General features: G+C 61.4%; 14 protein-coding genes. 3 read left to right on the forward strand and 11 right to left on the reverse strand.

The window, feature by feature from the left end; translation table 11 throughout:
- Positions 1-26 precede the first annotated feature (26 nt).
- Positions 27-1,199, reverse strand: a complete 1,173-nt coding sequence (locus LDZ24_RS11765) for a UbiH/UbiF family hydroxylase (protein ID WP_248320566.1) — start codon at positions 1,197-1,199, stop codon at positions 27-29.
- 212 nt (positions 1,200-1,411) lie between these two features.
- On the opposite strand from LDZ24_RS11765, the gene ychF reads away from it, so the two are divergent.
- Together ychF and LDZ24_RS11775 are read left to right on the forward strand one after the other, a co-directional pair.
- Positions 1,412-2,506 carry a redox-regulated ATPase YchF gene (gene ychF / locus LDZ24_RS11770; protein ID WP_175946619.1) on the forward strand — a complete coding sequence of 365 codons (1,095 nt, stop codon included), beginning with the start codon at positions 1,412-1,414 and terminating at the stop codon, positions 2,504-2,506.
- A gap of 121 nt (positions 2,507-2,627) precedes the next feature.
- Positions 2,628-2,927: a DUF3761 domain-containing protein gene (locus LDZ24_RS11775; RefSeq protein ID WP_371747347.1), complete on the forward strand. Its 300-nt coding sequence runs from the start codon at positions 2,628-2,630 to the stop codon at positions 2,925-2,927.
- A gap of 42 nt (positions 2,928-2,969) precedes the next feature.
- Here the strand turns inward: LDZ24_RS11775 and LDZ24_RS11780 are convergent, their stop codons facing one another.
- The 10 genes from LDZ24_RS11780 to LDZ24_RS11825 all read right to left on the reverse strand — a co-directional run bounded on the left by LDZ24_RS11780 (position 2,970) and on the right by LDZ24_RS11825 (position 13,139).
- Positions 2,970-4,160: an MFS transporter gene (locus tag LDZ24_RS11780; RefSeq protein WP_248320567.1), complete on the reverse strand. Its 1,191-nt coding sequence runs from the start codon at positions 4,158-4,160 to the stop codon at positions 2,970-2,972.
- 138 nt (positions 4,161-4,298) lie between these two features.
- The gene (locus tag LDZ24_RS11785; protein WP_248320381.1) at positions 4,299-5,879 is read right to left on the reverse strand and encodes an IS66 family transposase; all 1,581 of its coding nucleotides are present in this window, start codon (positions 5,877-5,879) and stop codon (positions 4,299-4,301) included.
- Positions 5,880-5,909: 30 nt separating this feature from the next.
- Entirely contained in the window at positions 5,910-6,263 is a 354-nt protein-coding gene (gene tnpB, locus LDZ24_RS11790) for an IS66 family insertion sequence element accessory protein TnpB (RefSeq protein ID WP_045463971.1), read from the reverse strand.
- Positions 6,239-6,763 carry a transposase gene (locus LDZ24_RS11795; RefSeq protein ID WP_248320380.1) on the reverse strand — a complete coding sequence of 175 codons (525 nt, stop codon included), beginning with the start codon at positions 6,761-6,763 and terminating at the stop codon, positions 6,239-6,241. The genes tnpB and LDZ24_RS11795 overlap by 25 nt, the downstream gene beginning before the upstream one ends.
- A gap of 41 nt (positions 6,764-6,804) precedes the next feature.
- On the reverse strand, positions 6,805-8,037 hold the full coding sequence (locus tag LDZ24_RS11800; protein WP_248320568.1) for an acetyl-CoA carboxylase biotin carboxylase subunit family protein: 1,233 nt from the start codon (positions 8,035-8,037) through the stop codon (positions 6,805-6,807).
- Positions 8,038-8,053: 16 nt separating this feature from the next.
- Positions 8,054-9,409, reverse strand: a complete 1,356-nt coding sequence (locus LDZ24_RS11805; protein WP_248320569.1) for an acetyl-CoA carboxylase biotin carboxylase subunit family protein — start codon at positions 9,407-9,409, stop codon at positions 8,054-8,056.
- A 25-nt stretch (positions 9,410-9,434) separates the two neighbouring features.
- On the reverse strand, positions 9,435-10,784 hold the full coding sequence (locus LDZ24_RS11810; protein WP_248320570.1) for an ATP-grasp domain-containing protein: 1,350 nt from the start codon (positions 10,782-10,784) through the stop codon (positions 9,435-9,437).
- 14 nt (positions 10,785-10,798) lie between these two features.
- Positions 10,799-11,548 carry a hypothetical protein gene (locus LDZ24_RS11815; protein ID WP_248320571.1) on the reverse strand — a complete coding sequence of 250 codons (750 nt, stop codon included), beginning with the start codon at positions 11,546-11,548 and terminating at the stop codon, positions 10,799-10,801.
- An 81-nt stretch (positions 11,549-11,629) separates the two neighbouring features.
- Positions 11,630-11,953, reverse strand: a complete 324-nt coding sequence (locus tag LDZ24_RS11820; protein ID WP_248320572.1) for a 2Fe-2S iron-sulfur cluster-binding protein — start codon at positions 11,951-11,953, stop codon at positions 11,630-11,632.
- Positions 11,954-12,128: 175 nt separating this feature from the next.
- Positions 12,129-13,139, reverse strand: coding sequence for a LysR substrate-binding domain-containing protein (locus tag LDZ24_RS11825; protein ID WP_248320573.1), 1,011 nt, complete (start codon positions 13,137-13,139; stop codon positions 12,129-12,131).
- Positions 13,140-13,315: 176 nt separating this feature from the next.
- On the opposite strand from LDZ24_RS11825, the gene ettA reads away from it, so the two are divergent.
- Entirely contained in the window at positions 13,316-14,983 is a 1,668-nt protein-coding gene (gene ettA / locus LDZ24_RS11830) for an energy-dependent translational throttle protein EttA (RefSeq protein WP_206467091.1), read from the forward strand.
- The last annotated feature ends 13 nt before the right edge of the window (positions 14,984-14,996 follow it).

Genomic DNA, 14,996 nt, shown 5'->3' on the forward strand with positions numbered 1-14,996 from the left:
TGAGTTGGACCGTTGAACTTGCCGCGTCACCCGAGCGCCGCCGAGACGAGCCAGCGTTTGGCGAGCGGCTGGGCGCCGACGAGCGCCATGCCGGTATTTCGAATGGCCTGCGCGAAGGTGCCCGGCGCGGAGAACAGGCGCTGCATGCCGTCCGTCACGAGCGTCAGCTTCTGAATGTCTTCGCGGCGCGCGCGCTCGTAGCGGCGCAGCAGAATCGGATCGCCGAGATCGCGGAAGGCTTCCTTGTTCGCGATGACATCGGCGAGCGTGGCGACGTCGCGCAGGCCGAGATTCATGCCCTGCCCGCACAGCGGATGAATGAGATGCGCGGCATCGCCGACAAGCGCCACGCGCGGCGCGATCAGCCGGTCCACCGTCTGCAGCCCGAGCGGAAAGCCCTGCGCGGGCGTCACGCATTCCAGCGCGCCGAGCGTGTTCTGCGTGGCCGCTTCGACTTGCGCGGCCAGTTGCGCCGGATCGAGCGCGAGCAGTTCGTCCGCGTGCTCCGTGCGCGCCGACCAGACGAGCGACACGTGATCGCCCGGAAGCGGCAACAGCGCGATGATTTCGGTATCGCGGAACCATTGGTATGCAGTTTCGCCGTGCGGCCGCTCGGCCTTGAAGTTCGCGACGACGCCCGTTTGCCGGTAATCGCGGCGATGCATCTTCGCGCCCATCTGCGCGCGCACCCACGAATGCGCGCCGTCCGCGCCGACGATCAGGTCCGTTTGCAGCGTTTCGCCGCTCGACAGCACGACGTGCGCGGCATCGTCGTCGATCGTCATGCCCTGCGCGCGCGCCTCGAACCACGAAAGGCTCGGCTGGAAGCGCAAGGCGGCGTCGAGCGCCTGTTCGATCAACGTCGATTCGACGATCCACGCGAGCTGCGGCACCGAAGCCTGAAACGCCGAAAAGTGCAGTTCCGCGTGCGTGTCGCCGAACACGCGCATGTCGAACACCGGGCCGAGCCGCGAACGATCGAGCGCCTGCCACACGCGCAGCCGTTCGAGCAGCGTCTCCGAACTGGACGACAGCGCGTAGATGCGCGAATCGAAGACGGCGCCGGGCGGCAAACCGGCCGCGGGCGGCGCGAGCAGCGCGACGCGCCGGCCGGACTGGGCGAGCGCGAGCGCGGCGGTCTTGCCGACGAGCCCGCCACCGACGACGACCGCGTGAAAGGTCAGGGGATGCGAAGTCATGCGGGCATTATAGCTGCGAGGGTTGCGCTGGTTTTGGCGCTTGCTCAAAGGACAAGCCGGCGGAAACGCCGGCCCGGCCCGGCGGTACAATAGCGGTTTGCCCGGCCGCCCGAGCGGCCGCTGCGCTGGCGGACGCCCTTGTCGCCGCCCGGCGCGCATCGTTTGACGAACCCCGCGCGGCGAAGCGCCGTCTCACCAGTTCGAAGGATTCCATGAGCCTCCAATGCGGCATCGTCGGCTTGCCTAACGTCGGCAAGTCCACGCTTTTCAATGCACTGACCAAGGCGGGGATTGCCGCCGAGAACTATCCGTTCTGCACCATCGAGCCGAACGTCGGCGTCGTCGAAGTGCCGGACGCGCGCCTTCAGGCGCTTGCCGAGATCGTGAAGCCCGAGCGCATCCTGCCGGCTGTCGTCGAGTTCGTCGATATCGCGGGTCTCGTCGCGGGCGCGAGCAAGGGCGAAGGCCTCGGCAACCAGTTTCTCGCGAACATCCGCGAAACGGACGCCATCACGCACGTCGTGCGCTGCTTCGAAGACGAAAACGTGATTCACGTCGCGGGCAAGGTCGATCCGCTCGCGGACATCGAAGTCATCGACACGGAACTCGCGCTCGCCGACCTCGCCACGGTCGAAAAGGCGCTTACCCGCTATTCGAAAGCGGCGAAATCGGGCAACGACAAGGAAGCGGCGAAGCTCGTCGCGGTGCTTGACAAAGTGCGCGCGCAGCTCGATCAGGCAAAGCCGGTGCGCGCGCTTTCGCTGACCGACGAGGAGCAGGCGCTCATCAAGCCGTTCTGCCTCATCACGTCGAAGCCGACGATGTACGTCGCAAACGTGAAGGAAGACGGCTTCGAGAACAATCCGTACCTCGACGCCGTGCGCAAGCACGCGGAAGCCGAGGGCGCGCCGGTGGTCGCGGTGTGCGCGGCGATCGAAGCGGAAATCGCCGATCTGGACGATGCCGACAAGCAGGATTTCCTCGCCGACATGGGCATGGATGAGCCGGGGCTGAACCGCGTCATCCGCGCCGGTTTCAAGCTGCTCGGCTTGCAGACGTACTTCACGGCAGGCGTGAAGGAAGTCCGGGCGTGGACGATTCATATCGGCGATACGGCGCCGCAGGCGGCCGGCGCGATCCACACGGACTTCGAGCGCGGCTTCATCCGTGCGCAGACCATCTCGTTCGATGACTACGTCGCGTTCAAGGGCGAGCAAGGGGCGAAGGAAGCCGGGAAGATGCGGGCGGAAGGGAAGGAATACGTCGTGCAGGACGGGGATGTGATGAATTTCTTGTTCAACGTCTGAGCGTCAAAAGTCGTCACAACGGCTTGATTCGAAAAGCGGAGTGCCTGAAAAATGGCGCTCCGCTTTTTTCATGAGCGGACGGCGGCCAAGACCGTCGAGTACAACAACGAGAGACCAGAAAATGAAGATACAGCCACGAATCGGCGCGTTCGTCGTCGGTTGCATGATCGCGCTCGCATGCGCACCGGCTCACGCGTACTACCACCACGGCTACAGCCCGCAGCAACCCGACGAATCCGACCTCGATTCCCACCGCCACTACCGCAACCACGACGGCAACGTGATCCACTCCCCCGCCCGCTCGCGCTCCGGCGCCGTTCCCGAAGGCGCGAGCGCGCAATGCCGCGACGGAACCTACAGCTTCAGCCAGCATCACAGCGGGACGTGCTCGCGGCATGGGGGCGTCGCGCGCTGGGAATAGCGGCGGGACGTGTCGTGCGCACTTGGCCTAACCGATTTGCGGCTAGGCCACATCGCGTCGAGCAGTGGCCCGTCGCAGATCGAACGTTGCGATTCCGCCGATGACGGCCATCGCAGAGAAAGCGACAAACGGAACGAACGCACCGCGCTCCCAAGTCTGCGCGTACAGAAGCGCGAGAACCGTAAGCACCGGAAATCCGTATGCATTGCACGATGCAACCGTCTGCCCGACCCGATGTGCGGGTTGCGTCGCGATGAGCTGCCTGCGCAGACTCACACGGAGCAGCCCAAAGCCGATACCACAGACGAAGAATGCAAGCGCCAACACGGGAAGCAGATAAGGGGCAGCTAAGAGCACGACGAATGGCAAGGGGACGCAGCACACGGCCGCCGCAACGAAGCCCCGCCGCATTGGGGTAGGCAACCGCGCCACGCGCTCATAGGCCACACCAATGCACGCCATGCCGAGGCCAATGGCCGCGTCGAGAACGGCCGCGTGCTCCACCGTTCCATGCCCTTTCGAGTTCGCGACCAGCGGCACCACCATGTTGACGAGCGTCAGACATGGCCACACCAGCGCGAGCGTCGTCTTCACGCTCCACTCAGTCAAGGGCATCGACTCAGTCGCCTTCGTTATCGCCGCCGCGTTCGCTTCGGTCGCAAGGAGCCGCGGCTCATTCCATACGATGCGCCGTAGCGCGGGCAAAGTGAACAGGAGCAGCGCCGCCACGTAAAGCACAGCTGCTGCGATGAAGGGTGTGGCGCTGCCGCCGAGACGAACGAGCCAACCGAGCGGCAGTCCGCCGAGCATGAGGCCGGCCTGTGTGGCGGCGCTTTGCCGTGCGTTGAGTCTGTCGCTCACGCTCTCTGTCAGACTGCTCGCGATCGTGGCTAGAAGTGCATCCCACGCGCCTTCAAGTACGAAAAAAATGGACAACACCGCGAAGTTGATGACTAGCAGCGCGACCGAAAGATGCAAGAAGAGCGTGAATGCCAATGCGCACACGGACAACGCAACCATGCCCCAAAGTGTCAGTCTGCCGACATCCACGCGCTCAAGCAGGCGGCGCGCGAACGGTGCGGCGATGACCGCGGGGAGAAATCCGCCGATGGCCGAAACCGCGAGCGGCATCGCGCCGCCGTGGGCAGACGTCACGAGGTTCCAGGCGACTGCGAGAAACAGTAAGCCATTGGCGAAGCGATAGATGAACGTAGCCAGTAAGAAGAGGTTCATCTTCCCTCCGCGGACGCACGGTGCGGCACCGTTTGGTGCGACGCAGACGCAAACAAGCTTTCTATCCGTAAGCGATCCACGAACGACGCCGCTCAGAGTAAGGTGGTAGAGCGCCGTGATACGTGATAGCGAAGTGGGTCAGCGGAGATCTGCGGGCATCTTCCAGGGAAGCAGCGCGTCGTAGTCGTCGACGGTCTTCGCCAGCGGAAGGCGCTGGAATAACCAGTGGAGGTAACGATAAGGATCGATGCCGCCGGCTTTGCACGTTTCGATGAGGCTGTAGAGGTTTGCACTAGCGTTTGCCCCTGCAACCGTGTCGCTAAAAAGCCATGAACGGCGCCCAACGACGAAGGGGCGAATCGCGTTCTCACAAGGGTTGTTCGAGATAGGCCAACTGCCGTTCTCGACATAGCGGATCAGCTTCGGCCACTGCTCGCGTAGATAGGTCAGTGCCTTTCCAAGCAGACTTTTTGGCACGATGCCGGGCGACTGCGCGAGCGCCAAGGCGTAGATGGCGTCGAGGATGCGCGTGCTGTATCGCCGTCGCAATCGCTGTCGTCGCTCAGGCTTCCATTTCTTAGAGCGGGCCTCTGCAGCGAACAGCTTGCCGATCAGCGTGATGAAGCGTGTCGCGAGCAGATCGGGCGAACGGGCGACTTTGGGCACGTTGTCCTCCGCTTTGATGAAGTACCGCCTCAGGTGCGCCCAACATCCGAGGTGCACGAGGTCGTAGCGTTGAGCGATGTCGTTGTAGGGCTCGTAGCCGTCAGTTACTAGAACGGCGCCCTTGCGGATGCCCGTGAACAGCTTGTCGGCCAGCTTGGCGCCGCGTCCAGGTGTATAGCTGAAGCAGCGGATAGGGACGCCCGAGCCGGTCATCTGCGCCCAGAGGTAGCTCTTCGTTTGTGGTTTTCTCCCTTTCTCTTTCAGTACCTGGAACGTTGTTTCGTCGCAGTAGATCAGCTCTGCCTCGAGCAACGCATCGCGCATCAAGTTGATCACGGGCTGGGTCGCGAGGCCAACGCGAACCATGCTGGCGGCGATCGTGTTCGACGAGATGTCACCGCCGAAGCGACACAGCAAACCAGCCTGACGATACAGCGGCATGCCGAACTGATACTTGCCGGTGGCGATCCATGCAAGCGCTGATTCGCTGAACAGTCCGCGCGCGATGATGCGCGGCGGCGCCGGCGTGACCTTGATGCCGAGGTCACAGCATGGGCACGCATATTTGATGCGCTGGTGTTGGATCACCCGAAGCTGCTCGGGGATCACATCGAGCTGCTCACTGATCTCCGCGCCTATCTCGACGAGCGCGTGCCCATCGTTCGTGCAGAAGCGTTCGGCTTCGGGCAGTTCGTGTCGCACGACCTCGCGCGGCAGATTCGGATCAAGCGGCTTGCGATGACCGCGCTTCTTGCGCTTGTGCGCGGCGACCGTCGTCTCCGGCGTGTCTTCCTGCGCGGGCGCGCTGTTCGCGCCGAGCGTCTCGGCTTCGTTGAACAAGCTAGGTTGATCAGAATCTCGTGCTTCACTCTTCGCGCCGAACAGTTCGCGACGATAGGCTCGAAGGCGCTCCTCAGCGAGATCGCGCTCGGCCGTCACGAGCCGCAAGGCGCCGCGTAATGCCTCCTGTTGCTCTCGCAATGCACGTGCAGCATCGCGCTCGGCAAGCAACGCCTTCAGTTCCTCGGCGGTGATCGTGACGTTGATCGGCATGGCGGTTAGACCTGCACGCCGCCTCACTGTTCAGCTCACGCGATGATATTCCTGCTTGGGATGCCGTCGAATCGCGGTGATGTCATCGCCGTCGAGTAGCGCGTGCAGCACGTTGGTGGTCATCGTCACGATCTCAGCCTTGTTGTCGGGCCAGATGAAGTGGCTTCTCTCCAATCGCTTTATGAGAAGCCAGAAACCACTGCCATCCCAGCCAAGGATTTTTATCCGATCGCGACGCCGGTTTCCGAAGATGTATAGGGAAGTGTCCATCGGATTCAGGCGCATCGACTGCTCGACGAGAATCGACAGGCTATTCATGCCGTAGCGGAAATCAACGGGATCGCGGTGCAGATAGACCTTCAGATCGTCGTCGAACCGGAACACGGCATCCTCCCCAGAATCTGAACCATGGTCGTCAATTCGTCGATGGTCGCGATTGCCCCGCCAAGTTCAAGCTCGACGCCGTTCGACAGACGCACATGCAAGGCAAGTGTCATCGATGGCGGTGTGGACGGTTGTGTCGGCGACGCTGAAACGACCGACACGAACGCAGACGGCTTTACCGCGACCGGGACGGGTTGGTGCGACCCTGGCAGATCGACGGCCACGTCATTAATCGACTTGTCGGGCTGAGGCGGGTTGTATTCGTCGTTGCCATTATGCTGCGACGCTGGCGAAATGCCATTCTCGCGCTCCACCAGGTACTTCGCGATCCACTTGCGCAGCAGATTGGCGTTGATGCCGTGCTGCTGAGCCAGACCGGCGACTGATACTCCGGGACGAAGTGCTGCTTCAATCAAGGCGCGTTTACTTTTTTCGTCATAGCGGCGACGGCCATCGCTGCTGCGACGCACTACTGCCAACTCTGAGTCCATGCCAGTCATAGGTGTCCACCTCCAAGATAGGTGGACACCTATGGTCCTCGCTACTGTCGCTCACTGCCAGACGTCGAAGATGGACCGCTTACTTCTATCCAGTCGCGGGTGTGGCTCGCGCAATCAGTCGCAATGACGCCCGCGAGCGGCGTCTCGTGCGCTTGGTAAGTGATGTTTCGAGGCAACGTCGCACCGAAAGGCAATTCGTGCCAGTGAACGACGTATGGACTTCGGCTGAACGCAGCCGCGCCAGCGACGCCAAAGTTGGCCGCATTCCTGAGATGATGCCCCGGGTAGACGAACCACCCGTGCCACTTCGTGCGTGACTTCTCGCAACTGCAGAAGTCACCGCCTTCGCCGAGCAAAATGCGCAATTCCTGCGACGGCAGATGTATTCCTGTCGCCAATTCAAACGTTCTCACGACATCAGCGCCGCCGACTCGGTTGCCAACCTCGAGAAATACCAACTCGTCGCGCCGTCGGATCGCCTCCAGGTGAAAGCTGCCATTGCAGATGCCGGTAGCACTCAGTGCGCTTGATACCCAGGCACGGGCGGTGTCATCGAATGGAATGTGAAATGACCCTAGCGGTTCGCCATTGGCAAATCGCAGGCAATCACCAACATACTCACTGGCAGTCATTGTGAGGACGTGCCCATCTTGCACGAGTCCATCGAAATGCAGTATCGCGCCTGTGACGAACTCTTCTAGCTCGTACTGCGCCGCGTCACGGTGCCCGCTATCAAGCCCTGGCACCCCCGAACGGTGTGCTTTGATGGCCGTGTACGCATCCGCGACGCTCGGAAACACAACCACCTCTTCGCTCGAAGCGCCGCTGTGCGGCTTCAGCACCGTGGCGCCCTGCCACGCCGCCCTCCCCCCCGACGAAAGGAAGTCCGGAAGCAGAAGAAAGCGCGGCGCGCTCAGTCCCGCCTCGGTCACCGCGGTTTTCATCAGCGTCTTGTCGCGCGCGAGGCGCACCTGTTCGAGCGCCGGGCCGGGCACGCCGAGCCACTCGCGCAGACGCGCCGCGTCGAGAAGTTCGTACTCCGACAGCGAGATGATCCGGTCGAACCGTTTCGGCTCGCGCGTCAGCCACACGCGCGCTTCTTCGAATGCGCTAGCAACACCGGGCCGTTCGAAGGTGGCGCAGCGCAACGATGCCGGAAGCGTGTCGAGCGCTTCACGCTTGCCAAAATACGTCACCTCGTGCACGTCGTGATCAACGGCGCGGTGATACTCGATCTTTTGATAGGGGATGCGGTGCAGGATTAGAATTCTCATGAGCGTCCCATCGGGGTCAGGATGCCAGTTGCACGCCGACTTGCTCCAGTGACTCGGATTTGTCGTCGGCCGATGTAATGCGCCCCAGCGACTCCGTCCAGCAATCGCGCACGCTCGCCACCACTTCACGAATATCAACTGCATCTGTGTGCAGCGAAATACAGACGCAGGCGACGAAATCGCCGTTGTCGCGGGGCACTGCCGGCACGAACCTGCGATCTTGCCCAAGCCAGTTGAAATCGATAATGCGCAGTGCATTTTCGGCGAGGCCGTGCCGTTGGCGAGTCGCTGCAAGCGCCCGATTCAGGAGTTCCTCGCCGGGTCTTACCTCCTCCGGTGCGAACCAGCTATCCGCGGCCACGCCGAGCATCACGCTCGCTGCTTGACACGTCGGTGCGAGCACCGATGCTTCGAAGCCGCCGCCGAGCACTGAATCGATCCACAACTTATAAAAGTCAACGTGAAACACTGTCTCCGCGAGCTTCCAGATCTTCATGCCGGCGGGGCGGCGGTTTGGCTCAACTACGGCGGCGGACCGGCCGTCGTCGCTAAGCTTGATCTCATTATGGAAGGGCCCGTCGCGCTGGCCCACGAGCCAATTCGCCGCTTCTCCGGCGCGACGCAGCGTCTCATTTTCGTGCTGTTCGAGGCGCGCCGGCACCACCTGCGCCACTTCGACTGGATAACGACCTGACGCACTGACTTTTTCAGTGACGAACGACAGCCTCCCTACGCCGTCGTATGAGAATTCCCGGTGATAGGGAATGAGTTGTTCGCAAATGACGCCGCTTTCGAGATAGGGCATTACCTCGTTGAGCGCGCTCGTCAGGTCGTCGCCCGACCGAAGCATCACGACGCCACGATTGTTGCCCTCGCAGGATGGTTTGATGACGAAACCCTCCGGATGGGCAGCGGCGAAGCGCTCCAGGTCCTCGAGAGTCGCCACGGCCTGGCACCCGGGAGTCATGATGCGCTGCGCTGCCAATATGTCGCGAAACCGAGTCTCCGTGCGTCGGTATTCCAGCTTGCTGAATGCGCCGAGCGCAAGTTCGGCGGAGTCGGCGGGCAATCCGAGACGTTCCAGCAGTGCCGCACCGTTGAATACTGCATTGTCCGAGAACACAATGGCGCCGCGCAGAGCGTGGCGCCACGGGGCAAGCGCCTCGAATGCGGCATCGACAAAACCGGGGGAACGTGGATCTAGCGCGATCACATGGTCGCAGAGGCGTTTGTCGTGCTCGCCCGGATTCGCACGAATCAGAAGCGTATCGACGTGATAGCGGCGCCGCGCATAGTCGGACATATGCGCGACTTCGGCGACACGAGCTAGGTTGTAGTCGATTATTAGGAACACTGAGGTCTTTATAGTCATAGCGCTCTCTCGTTAGCTTGGGTTCTCAGGCGGCACGTACCGCGTTCGGCTCCGTATAGCGGACTTCGACGGCCTGTTCGGAGATCCGCATCAGCTTCGGCAACGAAGCCTCAAGTTCCCGACGGGCGACGCGCCACAACAATTGTCCCAGGAACACCTCTCGGGACGCCTGCGTGATTTCGGTTCCCACCGTGACGAATAATTGACTTAAGATCGGCGCCGGGTCCACGTCACGCACACCGACGTAGTCCAGCTTGCCCGTACGTCCGAAGTAGGCCCGAAAAAATGTCGCGTGCTCGTAGGGGGGCGCGCCGTCCGCAGTGAATGAGAGCGACGCGAGGCGAGCCTCGAAGGCGTCGAGCGTACTCTCGTTTCGTGCGCTCGACGCGAGCAACAAGTCGAGCCACAACTCGAGTATGCCGTCCTCGCCGTTCAGCGCCTTCACGCTGGGCGAGATCAGACAGCCGCCGACGCGCGGATTGATTTCGATCAGATCCCAGCGCGCACCGTCCTGCCGCGCCTCGACATGAAAGCATCCCCACTTCAGGCCGAGTTGCCGGAAAGCCCGGTCGATCCATTCGATTCCTTCCGCACACGCCGCTGCGTCGATCGATATCGGCGGACTCGCGCACGCGTCCTCGAGAACAGTTCCCGCCATCTCGGTGACTGCGCACTTCTCGTGAATGGCCAACACGTGAACACGCCCGCTCGTCAAAAGCAGTTCGAAGCTGTACTCCCGTCCAGGTATGTAGTCTTCGGCCATGAAAGCGAGGCCCTCGCCGAACGCGGAACGGTAGACTTCGTCGATGCGCGCCTCTTGGGCGATGCGTTCAATCGAATCCCATGACGTGTCCGGACGAAGCGCGAAGGCGCCATAGGATGCGATCCCACAGATCGGCTTAATAAAGTAAGGACGTGCCTCGCACTTGAGCACGTCCAGGTTGTCCCGCGTTAGTGCTACGGCGCGAGCATGACTCAAGCCCGCCGCAGCGAGTTGGTTTCGAACTGCGAGCTTGTTTCTCAGGAAGTTCACTTGGGACGAGCTCAAGTCGGCGACACCGAGCTTTTCATTGCCGAGCGCCATCAGGCCTCGATAGCCTTCCCATACCGATACGCAAGCTACGACGCGCTCGCCCCGTTCCCGCAACTCATCCAAGGCGGCTTCGACGTCATCCGCCGTCAGTGCATCGCATTCGGTGCAGAAGAGAGCGTCCGCTTTCGTCGACAGTTCCTGTAGCCGCTTTGCCCGGCCAGGCGCCAAAGGCGACGATGACAAGACGAAGCTGCACAAGCCGCGTGCTTCGAGCGCAGCGATCAGGTCCTCCATGAAGGAAAAGCCGCGGTGGCTAAGAAGCAATACTCCGGTTCTCGTCATCGTCGTGCGCCTCTTCACGCGGCTTGCCGCCGTTCGCCCAGGATTTTGTCGTCGTGGAGTTCCTTGAAGTACATCGCAAGGATGGCTTGGTGCTCGGCGAGGTAACGTTTCAGGTTTTGCACGTCAGCGTCGGAGCGGATCAGATGGCGGATCGTTTGCCACACTTCACCCGGGTGATCGTCGTTGATGTCGGTATGGGAATGCGAAACCTGCCCGCCAATATTCGCCTCGCCGACCGATTGCTTGAGCGCCTCGATCTTCTTCGGCTCGAGCTTCACATTGACATATTCGACCAGGTACGAGTAGGCCACGACGCCAAGAGGCCCTTCGTGATCCAGTAGATACGAGAAGAAGCCGGTCAGCAGCTTGGTGGACAGATACGGCTCCGTTGCAAGAAACTGCTCGCGTGTCACACCCGTGCGAGCCAGATCCTGTATGAAGAGCTCGTCGTGGAGCATTTCCTCGCGTTCATAGTTCGCCCAGACTTGCGCCGCCTCCGGGCTGCACTTGGCAATTTCTGCAAGGGCTTTCGACTCCGAAACACGCAGGAGCCGAATTCGCCATGCAGTCTCGATGAGATGGCGCTTGTAGTACTCCGAATCTACCGCTTTACCTTCGAGGTGCGCAGCATACGGGACGGTCTCGTACCACTGCTCGATCTGACGATCAATGATCGTATCGATTTCGCTGCGAAGGTTTATCGATGCTGCCGCGCTCAGGAACGGCGTCCTGTGCTCAAGTCCAACGTTTTTTACGCGATTCACTGCTTTTGCCTCTTGGAACGTTTGACGAAATGCCGATCGAACGCCGGACTTGTCTCGTCAGGGTGGGAACTGGCCGATTCTTTATTGATCGACTTCGATGCTTTCTGCATATGGACGCGCCGCCGTGCTGATGGTGACGTCACCGATCAGCCGGCACTGGCAAGCCAGCCGGAAACGCTCGCCCTTGAAGCCAAGGTGGTCGAGGAACTCCGCCTCGCAGCCGTGCTTCGCGCCAAGTGCCCCGGGACCATTCAACACCTCTATGACACAAGCGCCGCACGCGCCAGAGCGACAGCCGAACGGAATGCCGTCCTGACCATGCAACTCGAACTCGAGTTCCGTCAGCGAGCTATTCGCGGGTAGCAGAACTTCCACGTCCTGCGGCACCAACGTTAACTTGAACATTCGACACTTCTCCTGATAGGCCAGACACCTGCAATTGAGCGACGCGCTTCGACACCGATCGCCTTCGCTCCAGAGCATGTCAGGTTCGAACTTGCAATCCCAAACTGGTAGTGATCCTATCTAACATCTACACCGCTGACCAATCAAACGTTTGCGGCCTACCTATCGAAATAACTCATCCGTCACGACGTTGCACGGCTGCCGCAGCGGCGTGCCTTATCCAGTCGACGAATCGCTCGATCGTGGCATCCGCCGAACGTTCGGCCGTGACCAGCCAATAGCCGATCCTTCCTTCGTAGACTGAACCGGGAACCGCTTCGACGAGCGTCCGCGCAGTGAGCCGCCTTTCAATCAAGCGGTGGCGGCCCATCGCAATTCCGTGCCCAGAAGCAGCAGCTTCAAGCACAATGTTGTAATCGTGCAGCATAATTCTCGGAACCCCTGACAGATCACATCCAAAGCGGACGCTCCATGCCTCCCATTCGAAGTGACGTTGTGCGTAGGACAGAAGCAGCGGTCCCTTCCGGATGGTCGAAGCATCTAGAAACGGCCCGTGCGCCGCGAGAAAAGCCGGACTGCAGACCGGTGACAAGCGCTCCGCCATGAGCAGCGATGCGGTGACGTTCTTCCAGTCGCCCTCACCGTAACGGATTGCGACATCCGGCCCCCCCTCGCCTACGTTTGCCAGCTCGATCGACGGCAGTAGTTGAAGATTAATCTCTGGATACATGGCGCTGAAGTCCGCTAGCCGCGGAGCCAGCCAGTGCGTCGCAAATGACGACAGCAGACTGACCCGCAGAAGCGCGCGCGACTCTCGCTTATTGCGCATCTCGCGCGTTCCCTCGGCGATCCATTCGAGCGCCCGACGTATCTTCGAGTAGTAGATGCTGCCATCGGGCGTCAATTCGATAGAGCGTGTCCGGCGCACGAAAAGCGACGCGCCCAGGTGGTGCTCCAGCTTGTGGATCTGGTGGCTTACGGCGCTTTGCGAGACAGCAAGTTCGCTAGCGGCGCGAACAAAGCTTAAATGCCGCGCCACCGACTCGAAAACGCGCAAAGTGAGTAGAGGTGGTAGATCATGCGAGAGAGGTTCGTTGGAGTGATGCATGTGAAGTAGAACGATGAAGGCGTCCGTCAAGAGCTGGGTCATGACCGAGCCGATATCATCCTGCATTGCGTCAGACAAGAGAACCGCCGCCAACACGCGGAACGTGAGTGGCCCGGCTCGACGAACGCCCGCGCAGTACAATCACAACCTGTTCACGCCCGGATCGCCACAGAGCAAGGAAGCATCGCGCACGCGCCGATTGCCCCGTGCGCGACGCCCCAACTTCGATCAACACATACATCGCACCCATCCAAATGGCCCAATACGTCTTCACCATGAACCGCGTCGGCAAGATCGTGCCGCCGAAGCGTCAGATTCTGAAAGACATCTCCCTCTCGTTCTTTCCCGGCGCGAAGATCGGTCTGCTCGGGCTGAACGGTTCGGGCAAGTCCACGCTCATCCGGATCATGGCGGGCGTCGATAAGGACATCGAAGGCGAAGCGCAGCCGATGCCCAATCTCAACATCGGCTATCTGCCGCAGGAGCCGCAGCTCGATCCGCAGCAAACGGTGCGTCAGGCCGTGGAAGAAGGTCTCGGCGATGTGTTCCAGGCACAAAAGAAGCTCGACGAAATCTACGCCGCGTACGCCGAGCCCGACGCCGACTTCGACAAGCTCGCCGCCGAGCAGGCGAAGTACGAAGCCATTCTCGCGACGAGCGACGGCGGCAGTCCCGAGCAGCAGCTCGAAGTCGCCGCCGACGCGCTGCGCCTGCCCGCGTGGGACGCGAAGATCGAACATCTGTCGGGCGGCGAAAAGCGCCGCGTCGCGCTGTGCAAGCTCCTGCTGCAAAAGCCCGACATGCTGCTGCTCGACGAGCCGACCAACCACCTCGACGCGGAATCGGTCGAATGGCTCGAACAGTTCCTCACGCGCTATCCCGGCACCGTCGTCGCCGTCACGCACGATCGCTACTTCCTCGACAACGCCGCCGAATGGATTCTCGAACTCGACCGCGGCCACGGCATTCCGTGGAAAGGCAACTATTCGAGCTGGCTCGATCAGAAGGAAGAGCGCCTCAAGCAGGAAGAAGCGAGCGAATCCGCGCGCCAGAAGGCCATCAAGAAGGAACTGGAGTGGGTGCGCCAGAACCCGAAGGGACGCCAGGCGAAGTCGAAGGCGCGTATCGCGCGGTTCGAGGAACTCAATAGCCAGGAATACCAGAAGCGCAACGAGACGCAGGAAATCTTCATTCCGGTCGGCGACCGGCTCGGCAACGAGGTCATCGAGTTCAAGAACGTGAGCAAGGCGTACGGCGATCGTCTGCTCATCGACAACCTGAGCATGAAGATTCCGGCGGGCGCGATCGTCGGCATCATCGGGCCGAACGGCGCGGGTAAATCGACGCTGTTCCGCATGTTGACCGGCCGCGAGCAGCCGGATTCGGGCGAAATCATCATGGGGCCGACCGTCAAGCTGGCCTATGTCGATCAGAGCCGCGACGCGCTCGCCGCCGACAAGACCGTCTTCGAGGAAATCTCCGGCGGCGCGGATGTGCTGACGGTCGGCAAGTACGAAACGCCGTCGCGTGCGTATATCGGCCGGTTCAACTTCAAAGGCAGCGATCAGCAGAAGCTGGTCGGCAACTTGTCGGGCGGCGAGCGCGGGCGGCTGCATCTCGCCAAGACGCTGATCGCGGGCGGCAACGTGCTGCTGCTGGACGAGCCGTCGAACGACCTCGACGTCGAAACGCTGCGCGCGCTCGAAGACGCGCTGCTCGAATTCGCCGGCTCGGTCATGGTCATCTCGCACGACCGCTGGTTCCTGGACCGCATCGCGACGCACATTCTCGCGTTCGAAGGCGAATCGCACGTCGAATTCTTCGACGGCAACTATCAGGAATACGAGGCCGACAAGCGCAAGCGTCTGGGCGAGGAAGCCGCGAAGCCGAAGCGTCTGCGGTACAAGCCGATCACGCGCTAATCATGCGATAAGC

Origin of the sequence: Caballeronia sp. Sq4a (assembly GCF_023170545.1) — a bacterium.
Lineage (GTDB): Bacteria > Pseudomonadota > Gammaproteobacteria > Burkholderiales > Burkholderiaceae > Caballeronia.

What these genes read in the sequence shown, in the direction of transcription:
- LDZ24_RS11765 (WP_248320566.1), bottom strand. Translation starts at nt 1,199, where the DNA reads ATGACTTCGCATCCCCTGACCTTTCACGCGGTCGTCGTCGGTGGCGGG.
- ychF (WP_175946619.1), top strand. Translation starts at nt 1,412, where the DNA reads ATGAGCCTCCAATGCGGCATCGTCGGCTTGCCTAACGTCGGCAAGTCC.
- LDZ24_RS11775 (WP_371747347.1), top strand. Translation starts at nt 2,628, where the DNA reads ATGAAGATACAGCCACGAATCGGCGCGTTCGTCGTCGGTTGCATGATC.
- LDZ24_RS11780 (WP_248320567.1), bottom strand. Translation starts at nt 4,160, where the DNA reads ATGAACCTCTTCTTACTGGCTACGTTCATCTATCGCTTCGCCAATGGC.
- LDZ24_RS11785 (WP_248320381.1), bottom strand. Translation starts at nt 5,879, where the DNA reads ATGCCGATCAACGTCACGATCACCGCCGAGGAACTGAAGGCGTTGCTT.
- LDZ24_RS11795 (WP_248320380.1), bottom strand. Translation starts at nt 6,763, where the DNA reads ATGACTGGCATGGACTCAGAGTTGGCAGTAGTGCGTCGCAGCAGCGAT.
- LDZ24_RS11800 (WP_248320568.1), bottom strand. Translation starts at nt 8,037, where the DNA reads ATGAGAATTCTAATCCTGCACCGCATCCCCTATCAAAAGATCGAGTAT.
- LDZ24_RS11805 (WP_248320569.1), bottom strand. Translation starts at nt 9,409, where the DNA reads ATGACTATAAAGACCTCAGTGTTCCTAATAATCGACTACAACCTAGCT.
- LDZ24_RS11810 (WP_248320570.1), bottom strand. Translation starts at nt 10,784, where the DNA reads ATGACGAGAACCGGAGTATTGCTTCTTAGCCACCGCGGCTTTTCCTTC.
- LDZ24_RS11820 (WP_248320572.1), bottom strand. Translation starts at nt 11,953, where the DNA reads ATGTTCAAGTTAACGTTGGTGCCGCAGGACGTGGAAGTTCTGCTACCC.
- ettA (WP_206467091.1), top strand. Translation starts at nt 13,316, where the DNA reads ATGGCCCAATACGTCTTCACCATGAACCGCGTCGGCAAGATCGTGCCG.